This window comes from Williamsia sp. MIQD14, assembly GCF_051025635.1.
Classification (GTDB): Bacteria; Actinomycetota; Actinomycetes; order Mycobacteriales; family Mycobacteriaceae; genus Williamsia_A.
This window is the reverse complement of record NZ_JBPFDG010000004.1, coordinates 174,266-189,719: the sequence shown is the minus strand read 5'-3', so window position 1 is coordinate 189,719 and position 15,454 is coordinate 174,266. Positions and strand designations below refer to the sequence as shown.

Annotated in this window: 16 protein-coding genes; 8 read left to right on the top strand and 8 right to left on the bottom strand. The window is 70.7% G+C overall.

The window, feature by feature from the left end; translation table 11 throughout:
* Nucleotides 1-1,224: a sensor histidine kinase gene (locus tag ACQ7HM_RS15505; protein WP_434217143.1), complete on the bottom strand. Its 1,224-nt coding sequence runs from the start codon at nt 1,222-1,224 to the stop codon at nt 1-3.
* 184 nt (nt 1,225-1,408) lie between these two features.
* Here ACQ7HM_RS15505 and ACQ7HM_RS15500 point away from each other — a divergent pair, with 184 nt between their 5' ends.
* The 4 genes from ACQ7HM_RS15500 to ACQ7HM_RS15485 all read left to right on the top strand — a co-directional run bounded on the left by ACQ7HM_RS15500 (nt 1,409) and on the right by ACQ7HM_RS15485 (nt 5,164).
* The gene (locus tag ACQ7HM_RS15500) at nt 1,409-2,005 is read left to right on the top strand and encodes a hypothetical protein (protein ID WP_434217142.1); all 597 of its coding nucleotides are present in this window, start codon (nt 1,409-1,411) and stop codon (nt 2,003-2,005) included.
* Complete coding sequence (locus tag ACQ7HM_RS15495; protein ID WP_434217141.1) at nt 2,002-3,219, top strand: alpha/beta-hydrolase family protein; 1,218 nt, start codon at nt 2,002-2,004, stop codon at nt 3,217-3,219. The genes ACQ7HM_RS15500 and ACQ7HM_RS15495 overlap by 4 nt, the downstream gene beginning before the upstream one ends.
* 67 nt (nt 3,220-3,286) lie before the next feature.
* Nucleotides 3,287-4,417, top strand: coding sequence for an NAD(P)H-dependent amine dehydrogenase family protein (locus ACQ7HM_RS15490; protein WP_434217140.1), 1,131 nt, complete (start codon nt 3,287-3,289; stop codon nt 4,415-4,417).
* A 12-nt stretch (nt 4,418-4,429) separates the two neighbouring features.
* Nucleotides 4,430-5,164, top strand: a complete 735-nt coding sequence (locus ACQ7HM_RS15485) for a glucose 1-dehydrogenase (RefSeq protein WP_434217139.1) — start codon at nt 4,430-4,432, stop codon at nt 5,162-5,164.
* A 24-nt stretch (nt 5,165-5,188) separates the two neighbouring features.
* Here the strand turns inward: ACQ7HM_RS15485 and gatA are convergent, their stop codons facing one another.
* The 3 genes from gatA to ACQ7HM_RS15470 all read right to left on the bottom strand — a co-directional run bounded on the left by gatA (nt 5,189) and on the right by ACQ7HM_RS15470 (nt 7,642).
* Nucleotides 5,189-6,679, bottom strand: a complete 1,491-nt coding sequence (gene gatA, locus ACQ7HM_RS15480) for an Asp-tRNA(Asn)/Glu-tRNA(Gln) amidotransferase subunit GatA (RefSeq protein WP_434217138.1) — start codon at nt 6,677-6,679, stop codon at nt 5,189-5,191.
* On the bottom strand, nt 6,676-6,975 hold the full coding sequence (gatC, locus tag ACQ7HM_RS15475; protein ID WP_434217137.1) for an Asp-tRNA(Asn)/Glu-tRNA(Gln) amidotransferase subunit GatC: 300 nt from the start codon (nt 6,973-6,975) through the stop codon (nt 6,676-6,678). Before gatC ends, gatA begins: the two co-directional genes overlap by 4 nt.
* Nucleotides 6,976-7,045: 70 nt before the next feature.
* The gene (locus tag ACQ7HM_RS15470; protein ID WP_434217136.1) at nt 7,046-7,642 is read right to left on the bottom strand and encodes an antibiotic biosynthesis monooxygenase; all 597 of its coding nucleotides are present in this window, start codon (nt 7,640-7,642) and stop codon (nt 7,046-7,048) included.
* A gap of 38 nt (nt 7,643-7,680) precedes the next feature.
* On the opposite strand from ACQ7HM_RS15470, the gene ACQ7HM_RS15465 reads away from it, so the two are divergent.
* Together ACQ7HM_RS15465 and ACQ7HM_RS15460 are read left to right on the top strand one after the other, a co-directional pair.
* Nucleotides 7,681-8,034 (top strand): YbjQ family protein, encoded by a 354-nt coding sequence (locus ACQ7HM_RS15465; RefSeq protein WP_434217135.1) that lies wholly within the window; start codon nt 7,681-7,683, stop codon nt 8,032-8,034.
* A 42-nt stretch (nt 8,035-8,076) separates the two neighbouring features.
* Complete coding sequence (locus ACQ7HM_RS15460) at nt 8,077-8,760, top strand: amino acid-binding protein (protein ID WP_434217134.1); 684 nt, start codon at nt 8,077-8,079, stop codon at nt 8,758-8,760.
* Here the strand turns inward: ACQ7HM_RS15460 and ligA are convergent.
* Nucleotides 8,757-10,850, bottom strand: coding sequence for an NAD-dependent DNA ligase LigA (ligA, locus tag ACQ7HM_RS15455; protein ID WP_434217133.1), 2,094 nt, complete (start codon nt 10,848-10,850; stop codon nt 8,757-8,759). The genes ACQ7HM_RS15460 and ligA overlap by 4 nt on opposite strands.
* 174 nt (nt 10,851-11,024) lie before the next feature.
* On the opposite strand from ligA, the gene ACQ7HM_RS15450 reads away from it, so the two are divergent.
* Together ACQ7HM_RS15450 and ACQ7HM_RS15445 are read left to right on the top strand one after the other, a co-directional pair.
* Nucleotides 11,025-11,429: an MmcQ/YjbR family DNA-binding protein gene (locus ACQ7HM_RS15450; RefSeq protein ID WP_434217132.1), complete on the top strand. Its 405-nt coding sequence runs from the start codon at nt 11,025-11,027 to the stop codon at nt 11,427-11,429.
* Nucleotides 11,430-11,465: 36 nt separating this feature from the next.
* Nucleotides 11,466-12,083, top strand: a complete 618-nt coding sequence (locus ACQ7HM_RS15445) for a L,D-transpeptidase (protein WP_434217131.1) — start codon at nt 11,466-11,468, stop codon at nt 12,081-12,083.
* Nucleotides 12,084-12,096: 13 nt separating this feature from the next.
* Here the strand turns inward: ACQ7HM_RS15445 and ACQ7HM_RS15440 are convergent, their stop codons facing one another.
* The 3 genes from ACQ7HM_RS15440 to ACQ7HM_RS15430 are packed head-to-tail and all read right to left on the bottom strand — an operon-like array spanning nt 12,097 to nt 15,412.
* Complete coding sequence (locus tag ACQ7HM_RS15440; protein WP_434217130.1) at nt 12,097-13,128, bottom strand: vitamin-B12 independent methionine synthase; 1,032 nt, start codon at nt 13,126-13,128, stop codon at nt 12,097-12,099.
* A complete protein-coding gene (gene mnmA / locus ACQ7HM_RS15435; RefSeq protein ID WP_434217129.1) occupies nt 13,125-14,207 on the bottom strand; it encodes a tRNA 2-thiouridine(34) synthase MnmA in 1,083 nt (360 codons plus the stop codon). The genes ACQ7HM_RS15440 and mnmA overlap by 4 nt, the downstream gene beginning before the upstream one ends.
* Nucleotides 14,207-15,412 carry a cysteine desulfurase family protein gene (locus ACQ7HM_RS15430; protein ID WP_434217128.1) on the bottom strand — a complete coding sequence of 402 codons (1,206 nt, stop codon included), beginning with the start codon at nt 15,410-15,412 and terminating at the stop codon, nt 14,207-14,209. The genes mnmA and ACQ7HM_RS15430 overlap by 1 nt, the downstream gene beginning before the upstream one ends.
* Between the last annotated feature and the right edge of the window lie 42 nt (nt 15,413-15,454).

Genomic DNA, 15,454 nt, shown 5'->3' with positions numbered 1-15,454 from the left:
TCAGCGACCCGCCGTGATCGCGGCCAACGGGGGTCGCGACGGCAGGACCGCGGCCACCCGGAACCCACCCCGGCCGTCGGGGGCCGCCTCCACCGAGCCACCCACCGCATGGGCCCTCTCCTCCATCCCGGGGATGCCATGGCCGCCGGCGGGGTGGGGATCGGCCGTGACGACATCACCGGGACCGTTGCGCACGGTCACACTCACGGCGGTCGGCGAGACGTCGACGGCCACCGACACCGGCGCCGACGGTGCGTGTCGCGCGGCGTTGGCCAGTCCCTCCTGCACGATCCGGTACGCGACGACGCCGACCGTCTCGGGCACCGGTGTATCGCGACCCGTCACCGCGTAGTCGATCGGCACGCCCGCGCTGCGGGTGGCCTCGATCAACCGGTCGATGTCGGCGACCCCCGGCGTGGGTGCCTGCGGTGCCGCGTCGTCGTCGACACGCAGCACACCCAGCATCTGGCGCACCTCGTCGAGTGCCTCGCGAGCCATTCCGGCGATGGACTGGAACTCGGCGTCGACGGTGTCGGTGACGCCGTCGACGCGGTACCGGGCGGTCTGCGCGGCGACCACGACCACCGACATCCGGTGGGCGACGACATCGTGCAGATCCCGGGCGATGCGGGCACGTTCGGCGAGGACCGCACCACGGGATGCGGCGACGTCCTTCAGTTCGGTCTCCTCGGCGAGCTGTCGTCGCGAGCGGATCAGCACCCGCAGCAGGACGCAGATGACGAACAACACGGTGACGCCCGCGATCCACCCGGCGGCCGCGGTCCGCGGCGCGCCGATCAACGTGACGAGACACGTCACGGCCCAGGCGACCGGTGTCAGACGGATCGGTCCGCGCAGGAACGTCGCGGTGGTGAGCACCAGCAGCGCGATGACGTGGACGACCTGCACGTGCCACGCCCACCCGTCCACCGGCGCGAACGCGATGCCGATGACGACCGCTGCCGCCACCGAGATCGCCCATCCCAGAGCGGGTCTGGCCCACGCGAGCATGATCGGCAGCGACGCGAAGGCGGCGACGACCGGCAACAGCACGGTCAGCACGCGGTGGGTGATCGGCAAGGTCGGCCACGCAACCGAGAACATGATCAGCGCCACGACCGTGAGCGCAACGTTGACCGGACGGGCGAGGAACGCGACCACCGCGGGGTCCGACGCCAGGGGCATCCGCCGCAGGGCGGCCACCACGGACTGTCGTCTGCTCATGTCGTGTCTCCTTCGTCGGTGACCAGGCTAGGTGCCGACCGGCGTCGTCGTCCTCATACGGGCGAGGGAGATTCTTGCTACCTCGCGGGTATCGACCGGTGGCGTCGACACCACCCGCGGGGCGCTCGGCGAGTGGCACCTGCGCGCGATGTGGGCGGGTGCCCGGCATTCCTACCGTCGCTGCATGACCACACCGTCGCGCCGAATCATCCTGCCCCTGACCACGTTCGGGCTCGTTTTGTGTCTACTGCTCCTGGCCGCGCAGGCCGGGCTCTGGGGATCGCGTGACGCGGCGACACGCTGGTCCCCGACACCCGCCGACGTCGCCACCCCGGCCGGTGCCGCGGTGCTCGCACTCACCGGCCCCGATCCCCTCCACGCCCTCGACGTGCTCCGACCCGACCCGCGCACCGCGTTGGGTTACGACCCGGTCGTCGTGGACGGTTCACCCGCCGCGGCCCGCGGCGGGTGTTCGTCCCCCGTCCCACTCCCCCACCGCTTCGAACCGCTCTGCAAGATCCACGATCTCGGCTACGACCTCCTGCGCCTGGGTGCGAGGACCGGACACCCGTTGGGCGCGTGGGCGCGACACCGACTCGACCACGATCTCGTCGAGGGGATGCACCGCTCCTGTGACGACCCGATCTGTTCTGCTGCCGCCGATCTCGTCGACGTAGGTGTCTCGGGGAACACCTGGCGTCAGAACGGCGGGGTCCCCGTCGGTGGTGAGGACCTCGGCGACATCGGTGTGTCCATCGCGGTCGCCGCGGCACGCCGATGAGGACACCCGTTCGACACCCGTCGCGCGCGGAGCTGGTCGGCGTGGCGGCGGGCGCGCTGGCGGCCGCGGTACCCGGGTCGCTGCCGCGCGAGGCGCTGGTCCATGCCGCCACGTCGGCGGTCCTGACCGCGGCCGGCGCGGCGATCGGATGCGTCGCCGTGCGTCTGCGGATCGGTGCGGGCGCTGCCGGGCGTGTCACGGTGGTCGCGACGACGGTCGTCGTGGTGTCCTCGCTCGTGGTGACGGTGTGGTGGCAGAACGTGCTCCGCACGTCGTCGGGTGCACCGGTGGTCGGAACAGTCTGGGCGGCGCCGTCAGTGACGGCGGTCGCGACTGTCGCGGCGGTACTCGTCGCGCCCCGGGCCGCGCTCACGCTGGCCGTGGCGATCACGTTCGCCGGGTCGGACGTGGCGCAGGCGACGGCCCGGCCACCGGTCACCGCCGGCGTGCCGGTCACGATCGTGGCAACGGGGCCATCGGACCGGACCGCGATCACCGAGCCGTTCGACCGTCGGCCGATCGTCGAACGGGCCCGGCGTCTCGTCGAACGCTGGCGGTCCGCGGGCGGGGCGGACCGCGCGGCGGTGGTCGTCGCGGTGCCGACCGGATCGGGGTGGGTCGACGCCGACGCGCTGACGGGGTTCGATCGTCGCCTCGGCGGGGACGTCGCGACGATCGCGTTGCCCTACGCCGACGCACCGAGTTGGCAGGCTTTCGCCGCAGGGGCGGCCGCCGCGGCGCGGGAATCGGCCGTAGCCCTGGTGGCCGCACTCGACGACGACCTGCGGTCACACCCGGCCCCCCACCACCCGCAGGTCTACCTCTACGGACAGAGCCTCGGGGCGATCGGGGCGGACGCCGCGCGGGTGTGGGCTCGAGGCCACGGCGTCACGATCTGCTCGACGGTGCTGGCCGGACCACCCGCGGACACCGTCGCACCCCGGGCCGACGACCGGCGCGTCGTGGTCAACGCGAGCGACCCCGTCGCCCGGTGGTCGGTGTCGCTGCTGTGGCGCCCCGCACATCTGTGGCCGGGTCACGCCGACCTCCCCCGCCCGCCCTGGGTTCCGGCGGTGTCGTTCCTGCAAACCAGTGTCGACCTGCTCGGCGCGCTGTCCCTCCCGACCGGTCACGGCCATCGGTACGGGCCGGAACAGTCCGCGAACGTACCGATCTGCGGACCTGGCGGGCCCTCGCACCCCGGCAAGGCTTGACCAATCAGCTGTCTGGACTAGTGTCTGATCTGTTGTTCACCACTCTGCGTTCGAACAGGAGAAGCCGATGACCATCCGCGTCGCCCTCGTCGGGACGGGCAATGTCGGTCGGCTCGCGCTGCGGCAACTCATCACCGACGACCGGTTCGACCTCGTCGCGGTGGGGGTGGTCACGCCCGACAAGATAGGGCGCGACGCCGGTGACCTCGCCGGACTCGGCACCACGACCGGCATCACGGCGACAGAGGGCCTCGACGGCGTGATCGCCGCCAAGCCCGACTGCGTGGTCCACTGCGCGATGGGCGACACCCGGATGGGCGAGGCGACGAAGGACTGTCTGCGCCTGCTGTCGGCGGGGGTCGACGTGGTGGGATCATCGCCGGTGTCGTTCCAGTACCCGTGGAAGACGATGCCGGACAAGCTGATCGACCGGATCGAGGAGACCGCCGTCGCGCACGGTGTCAGCATGTTCGTCACCGGTGTCGACCCCGGCTTCGCGACCGATCTCCTGCCCATCGCGCTGGCCGGCACGTGCCAGGAGATCCGCCAGATCCGCTGCATGGAGATCGCCGACTACGCCACCTACGACGGCGCCGAGGTCATCTACGACGTGATGGGGTTCGGCTCCCCCGTCGACGACCCGCCGCTGTTCCTGCAACCCGGCGTGCTGAGCCTCGCGTGGGGATCGGCGATCCGGCAATTGGCCGACGCGCTCGGCATCACACTCGACGAGATCGTCGACCACAACGAGCGCGAACCGGCTCCGGAGGACTTCACCATCGCCGCCGGACCGATCGCGCAGGGCACCACCGCGGCCATCCGGTTCGAGATCCGTGGGATGGTCGACGGCCACCCGGCGATCGTGGTCGAACACGTCACGCGGCTGCGGCCCGATCTCCGACCCGACTGGGCGCAGTCGGCGCAACCGGGTGGTTCCTACCGGGTGGAGATCACCGGCGAACCGTCCTACGTCGTCGACATCTGTCCGACCAGCGTGCACGGCGATCACAACCACGCCGCCATCGTCGCCGCGGCCGGACGCATCGTGAACGCGATCCCGGCCGTCCTCGACGCTCCCGCCGGACTCCGCGCCACGCTCGACCTCCCGCTGGTCAACAGCCGCGGCGTCTGGCGCCCCGAGCCCCGGGATCTCTCGACCACCACGACCGAGCACCACATCAGCCACACCGAACAGTGAGGAACACACACCATGGGACGTGTTGACGGCAAGGTCGTCGTGATCAGCGGTGGCGCACGGGGAATGGGCGCCGCCGATGCCGCCGCGTTGGTCGCCGAGGGCGCGTCGGTCGTGATCGGCGACATCCTCGACGACGAGGGCCACGCGGTCGCCGCCGAACTCGGTGACGCGGCCACCTATGTCCATCTCGACGTCACCAATCCCGCCGACTGGGCCATGGCGGTCGAGACCGCGGTCGGTACCTACGGCTCGTTGACCGGACTGGTGAACAACGCCGGCATCGCCAACGGCTCGACCCTGCAGGGGTTCCGCCTCGACAAGTGGCAGCAGATCGTCGACGTCAACCTCACCGGCACCTTCCTGGGGATGCAGGCCGCGGCCGACGCGCTGATCGCCTCGCGCAACGGGTCGATCGTCAACATCTCGTCGATCGAGGGGATGCGCGGTACCCCGTGGGCGCACGGCTACGTCGCCACCAAGTGGGCCGTGCGCGGACTGACGAAATCGGTTGCCGCCGAACTCGCCCCGCATGTACGGGTCAACTCGATCCATCCCGGCCTGGTCCGCACACCGATGACCGAGGGCATTCCCGACGACATGCTCACGATCCCGCTCGGCCGGCCCGCCCGACCCGAGGAGATCGCGTCGTTCGTTCTGTTCCTGATCTCCGACGAGTCGTCCTACGCCACCGGTTCGGAGTTCGTCGTCGACGGCGGTGTGATCACCACCATCCCGCACAAGTTCTGACCGACCGCCGAACCACCGAGGCTGTCAGGCGATGTCGCCGCGCGCCGCCTCATAGGCCGCACCCACGCGGTACAGGCGGTCGTCGGCCTGCGACGGTGCCATGATCTGCAGTCCGACAGGGAGTCCGTCATCGGCCGACAGCCCCGACGGCACACTCATCGCGCAGTTGCCCGCGAGGTTCACCGGCAGCGTGCACAGGTCGAACAGGTACATCGCGAGCGGGTCGTCGACCTTCTCGCCGATCCCGAACGCGGTCTGCGGCGTGGTCGGCGAGATCAACACGTCGACCGATGCGAAGGCATTCGCGAAATCGCGGGCGATGAGGGTGCGCACCTTCAGCGCCTGCCCGTAGTACTGGTCGTAGTACCCCGCCGAGAGTGCGTAGGTGCCGATCATGATGCGGCGCTTGACCTCCGGGCCGAAACCCTGCGCACGCGTCAGCGCCATCACCTCGTCGGCGGAATGGGTGCCGTCGTCGCCGACCCGCAGTCCGTACCGCATGGCGTCGAAACGGGCGAGGTTGGAACTGACCTCCGACGGCAGGATCAGGTAGTACGCGCCGAGCGCGTAGCCGAAGTGCGGGCACGACACCTCGACGATCTCGGCGCCGCGCTCACGCAGTGCGTCGACTGCCGCGGTGAACGAGGCCAGCACGCCGGGCTGATACCCGTCGCCCTGGAGTTCGGTGACGATGCCGACCTTGACCCCGGCGAGATCGCCCTGGGCGCCGGCCCGCGCCGCGCCGACGACGTCGGGGATCGGGGCGTCGATCGACGTCGAGTCCCGCGGGTCGTGCCCGGCGATCACCTCGTGGAGCAGTGCGGTGTCGAGAACCGTTCGCGCACAGGGGCCACCCTGATCGAGTGACGATGCGCAGGCGATGAGTCCGTAGCGCGAGACCGTGCCGTAGGTCGGCTTCACACCGACCGTCGCGGTGACCGCGGCGGGCTGGCGGACCGAGCCGCCGGTGTCGGTGCCGATGGCCAGCGGCGCCTGGAACGACGCGAGCGCCGCGGCGCTGCCGCCGCCCGATCCGCCGGGGATCTTCGTGGTGTCCCACGGGTTACGCGTGAGTTGGTAGGCGGAGTTCTCGGTGGAACTGCCCATCGCGAACTCGTCCATGTTGGTCTTGCCGAGGATGGGGATGCCCGCCTCGCGGAGTCGCCGCGTGACGGTGGCGTCGTAGGGCGGGATCCACCCCTCGAGGATCTTGGACCCGGCCGTGGTCGGCGCGTCGGTGGTGGTGAAGACGTCCTTGAGCGCGAGCGGCACGCCGGCCAGCGACGATGCCGGGGTCTCGCCGGCGGCGATCGAGGCGTCGACGGCCTCGGCCGCGGCCAGGGCGGCGTCGGACGTCACGTGCAGGAACGCGCCGAGGTCACCGTCGATCTCGGCGATCTGATCGAGGTGGGCGCGGGTGACCTCCAACGACGACAGCTCGCGCGAGTGGATCTTGTCGGCGAGGTCGGCCGCGGACAGCCCGGTGATGGGCCCGGCGGGACGGATCGCGGTCACTGGTCCTCACCCAGGATCTGCGGGACGGCGAACCGGTCCTGCTCGACCGACGGGGCGCCGGACAGCGCCTGCTCGGGCGACAGGCCGGGCACCACGACATCGGGCCGCAGCACGTTGGCCAGGCCCGCGGGGTGCGCGGTGGTCTCGACGCCGGAGACGTCCACCTCGGAGATCTGCGCGACGTGGCTCAGGATCGAATCGATCTGGCCTGCATACTGATCGAGCTCGGAGTCGGGCAGGGTCAGGCGCGACAGCCGCGCCAGGTGGGCGACCTCGTCCCGGGAGATGGCAGACACCGATGGATCCCTTCCACGTGCGACGAAACGCCACGACCCTCGGTCGCAGCCCGCTCAAGACTAGTGGCCGCTACAACCAGCGCCGGAGACGGGCGGTGATCCACGGCAACACCAGGTACACCATGAGCGGGGTGTTGATGAGTGTCGCGATGAGCGTCTTGGCGGCGAGCGGGACTCCGTCGAGGTGTGCGATGACCCCGGCGTTGATCGCGAGGCTCAGCGGGAAGAACCCGAGCCAGATGGTGATGGCCTGCTTCCAGCGCGGCGGCGGGGCGCCGACCACCCGCACCGCATGGGTCAGGGTCGACTGCGGTTCGAACCAGCCCTCGACGCCGGAGAGTCGATGGACCACCTGCTCGACCGCGACGCCCTCACCGCGCGAGAGCCATGCCCGGCGGATGGGCGACGCCATCCAGTCCTCGAGGTCGCTCTCGCTCGCGAACCGGTAGACGACGTAGTACTCGCACGGATCCGACGGCGATCGCAGCCACCCTCCCCCGAGGAACCCGGGGAAGGTGCGCACCAGGGCGATCCCCGCGTCGGTCCAGGCGAGGAAGTCGTGTTCGCGGCCCGGTTCGATCCGCCGGGCCACCGACGTCGTGACGTGTGTTGTCCCGTCACCCGCCGTTCCCGGGTCGGGGGCGGACTCCTCGTGCACCGATGACATGGCCCCATCGTCGCACCGAATCGGCCTACCATCTCTCCATGATCATCGTCACCAGCAACGAGATCCCGGGCTACCGCATCGGCTTCACCTTCGGTGAGGTGTTCGGACTCACCGTCCGGTCACGCAACATCGGCTCGAACATCGGCGCCGGTTTCAAGGCGATGGCCGGTGGTGAACTCAAGGGCGTCACCCAGCTGCTGCACGACTGCCGACAGGAGGCGTTGTCGCGCCTGGCCGCCGAGGCCCAGCAGAAGGGCGCCAACGCCGTCGTCGCGTTCCGCTTCGAGACCACCGAGTTCGGCGGGACCGGCATCGAGGTGTGCGCCTACGGCACCGCCGTCGGCATCGAACCCCTCGATCCGGCGCAGCCCGGCCGCGTACCGCCCGCCTGAGCGGCCCCTCGCGATCAGCGGGGCCGCGACCGCGGTGTGACAATGACCGACGTGTCGTATCTGTTGCGGGTCTACCTGGCCGACCGCCCGGGAAGCCTCGGCCTGCTCGCGGTGTCGCTGGGGTCGGTGGGCGCCGACATCCTCTCCCTCGACGTCGTCGAACGCGGTGAGGGCTATGCCGTCGACGACATCGTCGTCGAGGTCGCCCGCGGATCGCTGCCCGACACCCTCATCACCGCCGCGGAGAACGTCGACGGTGTCCGGGTGGACTCCATCCGTCCCTACACCGGTGTTCTCGAGACCCACCGTGAGCTCGAACTCGTCGACGAGATCGGCTCGGCCGCCGGACCGCGGCGTCTGCAGGTCCTCGTCGACAACGCCCCGCGCGTGCTGCGGGTGTCGTGGAGCACCGTCATCACCACCGGCGGCGACGGGGTGATCCAGCTGTTCGCGAGCTCGGGGGCGCCCGAGACCCAGCTGACCCGGGTCGATTTCCTCCCGATCGGCGTCGCCACCCAGCTCGACCCCGACGCCGCGTGGGTGCCGCAGTCGTGGCGCGATTCCGACACTCGCATGGCGGCCGCGCCGGTCGGGGTGGCCGCCGACGGGGTGAGCACAAAAGCGCTGCTCCTCGGACGATCGGGGGGACCGGACTTTCGCCCCTCGGAGATCGCGCGGATCGGCTACCTCTGTCGCATCGTCACCACGGTGCTCGCCCTGCCCTAGGCCTCGTCGGGCCCCGTGTCCTTCTCGGGCTCGGCGTCGGGCTGCGTCTCGGGTTCGGGCGCCGGCGGCGGTCCGTCGCGCAGCAACGCGGTGAAGCCGTCCTCGTCGAGGATCGGAACGCCGAGCTGTTCGGCCTTCTCGGCCTTGGTGCCCGGCGACTCACCGACGACCACGTAGCTCGTCTTCTTCGACACCGACCCCGAGGCCTTGCCGCCGCGCACGAGGATGGCCTCCTTCGCGCCGTCGCGGGAGTAGTTCTCGAGGGAACCGGTGACCACGATGCTCAGCCCGGTCAGCGTGCGTGGGGTCGAGGAGTCGCGTTCGTCGGCCATCCGCACGCCCGCCTCGCGCCAGCGGTCGACGATCTCGCGGTGCCAGTCGACGGCGAACCAGTCGACGACACTGGCCGCGAGTGTCGCCCCCATCCCCTCGGTCTGGGCGAGCGCCTCGACATCGGCCTCGGCGATCGCCTCGAGGGTGCCGAACTCGGTGGCCAGGGCGCGTGCCGCAGACGGGCCGACGTGACGGATCGACAGACCGACCAGCACACGCCACAGCGGCGCGTCCTTGGCCTTCTCCAGATTGGCCAGCAGACGGGATCCGTTGGCCGACAACGCTCCCGCCTTTGTGGTGAACAACCCGACGGTGGTGAGGTCGGAGGCGGTGAGGGAGAACAGGTCGGCCTCGTTCTCCAACACACCCGAGCCGAGCAGAGCGGTGGCCGCCTCGTATCCGAGCGCCTCGATGTCGAACGATCCCCGACCGGCGAGGTGGAACAACCGCTCCCGCAGCTGCGCCGGACACGACCGACTGTTGGGGCACCGGATGTCGGCGTCACCCTCCTTCTCGTGCCGCAGTTCGGTGCCGCACTCGGGGCAGTGGGTGGGCATCTCGAATTCGCGTTCGCTGCCGTCCCGCAGGTCGACGACGGGTCCGAGCACCTCGGGGATCACGTCGCCGGCCTTGCGGATGGTGACGGTGTCACCGATCAACACGCCCTTGCGCTTGACCTCCGAGGCGTTGTGGAGTGTGGCCATCGACACCGTCGACCCGGCGACGAGGACCGGGGCCATCTTCGCGAACGGGGTGACCCGACCGGTGCGACCGACGTTGACCTCGATGTCGAGCAGGGTCGTGGTCGCCTCCTCGGGCGGGTACTTGTAGGCGATGGCCCATCGGGGTGCCCGTGAGGTCGAGCCCAGCCGACGCTGCAGGGAGGTGGTGTCGACCTTGACGACGATGCCGTCGATCTCGTGCTCGACGTCGTGGCGGTGTTCACCCCAGTAGGCGATCTTGTCCAGGATCTCCTGCGCACCCGAGAGCTTCGTGGTGTGGTCCGACACCGGCAGACCCCACGCCCCGAGTGCGAGGTAGGCCTCGTGCAGCGACTCCGGCGCGTACCCCTGCAGCTTGCCGATGCCGTGGCAGATCATCCCGAGGCGACGGCGCGCGGTGATCTGCGGGTTCTTCTGCCGGAGCGATCCCGCGGCGGAGTTGCGGGGGTTGGCGAACGGGGCCTTCCCTTCGGCCACGAGCGAGGCGTTGAGCGCCTCGAAGTCCTCGACCCGGAAGAAGACCTCCCCCCGCACCTCGAGGATCTCCGGCGTCGGGTGGTCGTCACTGGGGGTGAGCCGGTGCGGGATGTCGTCGATCGTCTTGGCGTTGAGGGTGACGTCCTCGCCGGTGCGCCCGTCGCCGCGGGTCGTCCCGCGCACGAGGACGCCGTTCTCGTAGACCAACGCCAGCGCGACACCGTCGATCTTCAGCTCGCACAGGTAGTCCAGACCCGTGCCGGCGTCGGCCTCCACGCGGTCGATCCAGGTACGCATCTCGTCGGCGTCGAAGACGTTGTCCAGCGACAGCATCCGCTCGAGATGGTCGACGGCGGCGAACTCGGTGGCGAAGCCTCCCCCGACGAGAGCGGTCGGCGAGTCGGGGGTGGCGAGTTCGGGATGGTCGGCCTCGAGCTGCTGCAGCCGGCCCAGCAACGCGTCGAACTCGCCGTCGGTGACGACCGGGGAATCCTTGACGTAGTAGCGGAACTGGTGCTCGCGGACCTCCTCGGCCAACTCCGCCCACTGTGCACGCACGTCCGCATCGGTCGAACTCGGGTCGGTCGAGGCCCCGTCTGTCGAAGTCCTGTCTGTCGAAGTCCCGGTGCCCTGGGTGCTGTCGTCCACCTGCGTGAGATTAGTCGAGGGCACCGACAGCCGAGGCGGCCAGACCGGGCCTGCCTGGCCCTGCGATGTGGGATTCTCGACGGCGTGCCGCACCCGATCATGTTCGACGACGACGATCCCGTGCTCGGGCGCGTCCGCGACATCGCGCGGGCGTTCCCCGAGGCCACCGAGGTCGTCGCACACGGGCGCCCGACGTTCCGCTGTGGTCGTGTGTTCTGTCACTACGGCGGGTCCATCCGCGGTGGTGAGCGCAGGGAGCAGTCGATCCTGGTCCTCCCCGACCCGGCCGAGGCCGACGCGCTGCGGTCGGATCCGCGGGTTTTCGTGCCCGCCTATCTCGGCCCGTCCGGGTGGTTGGGCCTGGATCTGTCCGGGAGAGGGGACGTGTCGGGCGACGCACCGGACTGGGACGAGGTCGGGGAGCTGATCGACGCGAGCTATCGCCGGATCGCCCCCGCGCGACTCGTGCGCCTGCTCGACCAGCGCTGACATCGACGACCGTCCTCCTGTGCCATCCTGGTGGCCATGCCCCTTCGCCTGCGAAACGACCTCACGGGGTGGTCGCGCGACTACTGGTGGGCGTTGATCGTGGTGCCGCTGGCCCTGATCGTGTCGGGTGTCCTGGTGGCGGGGTCGTTCACCTCGACGTCGTCCTCACCGCGGGCCGTGACCGCGGCCGTCACCTCCGCGGCCCCCTCACGGTCGGGCGTCGCGCCGACCACGTCCTCGATCGCCGCGGCCGACACCGCCGCCTGCCGCGGCGTCGACGGCGGCAAATCGGTCGTGGTCAGCATCTCCGAGCAGCGGATGCGGATGTGCGATGCGTCGTCGCTGGTCGAGGCCTCCTACGTCACCACCGGGATCGACAACCGCACCGACCGCACACCGACGGGGACGTGGAAGATCGTCGCCGAGGAGACCGACCGCTATCTCGTCGGCTCCGACTACCGGGTGTTCGTCCACTACTGGATGCCGTTCTTCGGCGACTTCGGGTTCCACGACTCCCCGTGGCAGAACTTCGACTACGGCAGCCCGAAATACCGCACGAACGGCTCGCGCGGGTGTGTGCACGTGCCCGGGGCCACGATGGCGTCGCTGTACCGATGGGCCGGTGTGGGGACCACCGTCACCATCCGGGCCTGACGCGCGCCGCGACCTACTGCTGGGGCAGGGCCTCGGCGACGTCGGTGGCCAGGGTGAGCGCCGCGCGTGCCCAGTCGGTGCCGGCACCGGCCAGCCCGCAGGTCGGGGTGATGATCATCTGGTCGGTGAACACGTCGTGGGAGATGCCGATGGTGTCGACGAGTGCGGTCACGGCGTCGACCACGTGCTCGACGTGACGTTCGGGCGTCGGTCGCGTGCTGGGTACGGCGCCGAGCGCGACCACGGTGCCCCGGTCGATCAGCTCGCCGAAGCCGTCGAGGTCGGCGGTGGAGCCGCGGCGCACCCCTATCGAGTCGATGTCGAGCGAGACGCCCCACAAGCGGGTCTGGGCGGCGACCTGCCAGGGGAACCGGCGGCCGCAGTGGTGCAGGATCACCGGTCCACCGACGACGTCGACGAGGGTGTCGAGATGCTCGGCGACCGTCGCCGCCGGCACCGGGTCGATGACGTCGAGGCGCGACAGCGGCGTGATGCTTCCCTCGATGACCCGGTCGACGAGTGGTTCGTCGATCTGGACGACGACCTCCGCCCCGAGCCTGCGGCGCAGTTCCGCGGCGTGATTCGCCGCGCCCTCGGCGATGGAGCCGACGAGGTCGTGCCATGCCCCGCGGTCGTGGAGTGCCTTGTGGCCGTTGGCCATCTCGACCGACGCGGCGAGGGTGAACGGGCCGCAGATCTGCACCTTCACCCAGGGGTGGTCGCCGCCGAGTCCCCGCGTCTCCCAGATCTCCTCGATCGCGTCGAGGTCGGCGCTGAGCATGTCGCGGGCGCGGCGGGCCATCATCGACGTCCCGGTGGCGAGGCGGTACCCCGACGCGCTGACGTCCATCGGGATCCCGACGAGAAGGGCGGCGCACCGTCCGATCATGTCGGAGCCGATGCCACGGTCGGGCAGCTCGGGAAGCGCGACGAGTTCCACCTCGCCGGCGACGATCTCGGCCGCCGCGCGCGAGTCGCGGCCGGGCATCGAGCCGACCCCGGTGGCCACCCCGGTCGGCGGACCCGGGAGATCGGCGGTGCTCACGCGCGCACGATGCGGCCGCAGCCGATGACCTCGTCGCCGCGCGCGGCGTCGGGACGGTAGAGCACCGCGGCCTGGCCGCGTGCGACACCGGTCAGCGGTGCACCGAGCTCCACGGTGAACGCCGTTCCGTCGGCGGCCGCACGCACCCGGGCCGGGGCCAGTCCGCCGTGCGCGCGGACCTGGACGACACAGTCGAACTCGTCGTCGGGTGCGGTGCCGCGAGTCCACACCGCGCGGTGGGCGTCTATGGACCACACGTCGAGGCGGTCGCGGGGACCGACGGTGACCGTGGCGGTCGCGGAGTCGATGGCGGTGACGTAGCGCGGCGAGCCGTCGGCGGCGGGTGACTCGATCCCGAGTCCCTTGCGCTGGCCGATGGTGAAACCGTGCACGCCGTCGTGGTCGGCGAGCGACTCGCCGGTGACGGCGTCGACGACTTTGCCGGTCCGGACCCCGATCCGCGCCCCGAGGAACGCACGGGTGTCGCCGGAGGGGATGAAGCAGATGTCGTGGGAGTCGGGCTTGTCGGCCACCGCGAGCCCGCGGCGCGCCGCCTCGGCCCGGATCTCGCTCTTGGGGGTGTCGCCGATGGGGAACATCGCGTGCGCGAGCTGCCGTTCGGTCAGCACCGCGAGCACGTACGACTGGTCCTTGTCCTCGTCGACGGCGCGACGCAGTTCTCCGTCGACGAGGCGGGCGTAGTGGCCGGTCGCGACGGCGTCGAAACCGAGTGCCTCGGCGCGTTCGGACAGCGCCGAGAACTTGATCTTCTCGTTGCACGTCAGGCACGGGTTCGGGGTCTCGCCCGCGGCATAGGCGCCGACGAACTCGTCGATCACGTCTTCTTTGAAGCGGTCGGCGAAATCCCAGACGTAGAAGGGGATCCCCAGGATGTCGGCGACACGGCGGGCGTCGCCGGCGTCCTCCTTCGAACAGCAGCCGCGGCTACCGGTGCGCAGGGTGCCCGGTGCGGTCGACAGCGCGAGATGCACCCCGACGACGTCGTGGCCCGCTTCGACCGCGCGTGCGGCGGCCACCGCCGAGTCGACGCCGCCGCTCATGGCGGCGAGGACGCGCATCAGTACTCCCCCGCCGAGACGCTGGCCATGCCCGCGGTGCGGGCGCGGTCGACGACCTCGTCGATGACGGCAGCGACACGGTCGACGTCGGCTGTGGTCGTCGACGGCGACAGCGAGAACCGGAGGCTGCTGCGGGCGTCGGGGGTCGACATCCCCATCGCCAGCAGGACGTGGCTCGCGCGCGCGACACCCGCGGTGCAGGCCGACCCGGTGGAGCACTCGATGCCGTGGGCGTCGAGCAGCATCAGCAGCGAGTCGCCCTCGCATCCGCGGAACGCGACGTGGGCGTTCCCGGGCAGTCGGCGCTCACCGAGCGGTCCGTTGACGATGCAGCCCTCGGTGCGGGAGAGGGCGTCGAGCAACCGGTCGCGCAGAGCCGCGACGCGCGCCATCGACTCGTCGAGTCCGGCGACCGAGACGCGCAGCGCGGTGGCCATCCCGACCGCCGCGGCAGCGTCGGGCGTCCCCGATCGGATGTCGCGCTCGTGACCACCGCCGTGCAGCAACGGCACGCACTCGACGTCGCGCCGGAGCACGAGGGCGCCCGCGCCGTGCGGACCGCCGAACTTGTGGCCGGCGATGCTCATGGCCGCCAGACCCGCGGCGGTGAAGTCGACGGGGATGTGGCCGACGGCCTGGATCGCGTCGCAGTGCATGGGGACGCCGAACTCGGCGGCGACCGCGGCGAGGTCGGCGACGGGTTCGATGGTGCCGACCTCGTTGTTCGCCCACATCACCGACACCAGTGCGGTGTCGTGCGGGTGGGCGGCCAGTTCGGCGCGCAGCGCCGCGGGTGACACGGCCCCGTCGGCGTCGACGGGCAGGAGCACCAGATCGGCGTCGCCGCGATCGGCCAGCCACTGCGCGGGATCGATCACCGCGTGGTGTTCGACCGCGGAGATGACGATGCGCCGACGCCGCGCGTCGGCGCGACGACGTGCCCAGAAGATGCCCTTGATACCGAGGTTGTCGCTCTCGGTGCCGCCGGCGGTGAAGATGATCTCCGAGGGTCGCGCACCGAGGGAGGCGGCGACGGACTCGCGCGCCTCCTCGAGGTGCCTGCGGGCGCGCCGACCCGATCCGTGCAACGACGAGGCGTTGCCGGGGTCGGCCATGATCCGCGTCATCGCCTCGACGGCCTCGGGCAGCATGGCTGTCGAGGCGGCGTTGTCGAGGTAGACGGGGTCGTCACCGGATATGGGCATGGTCGTCCAAGGATAACGGTGCGCAGGCCTCGAACATTTCGG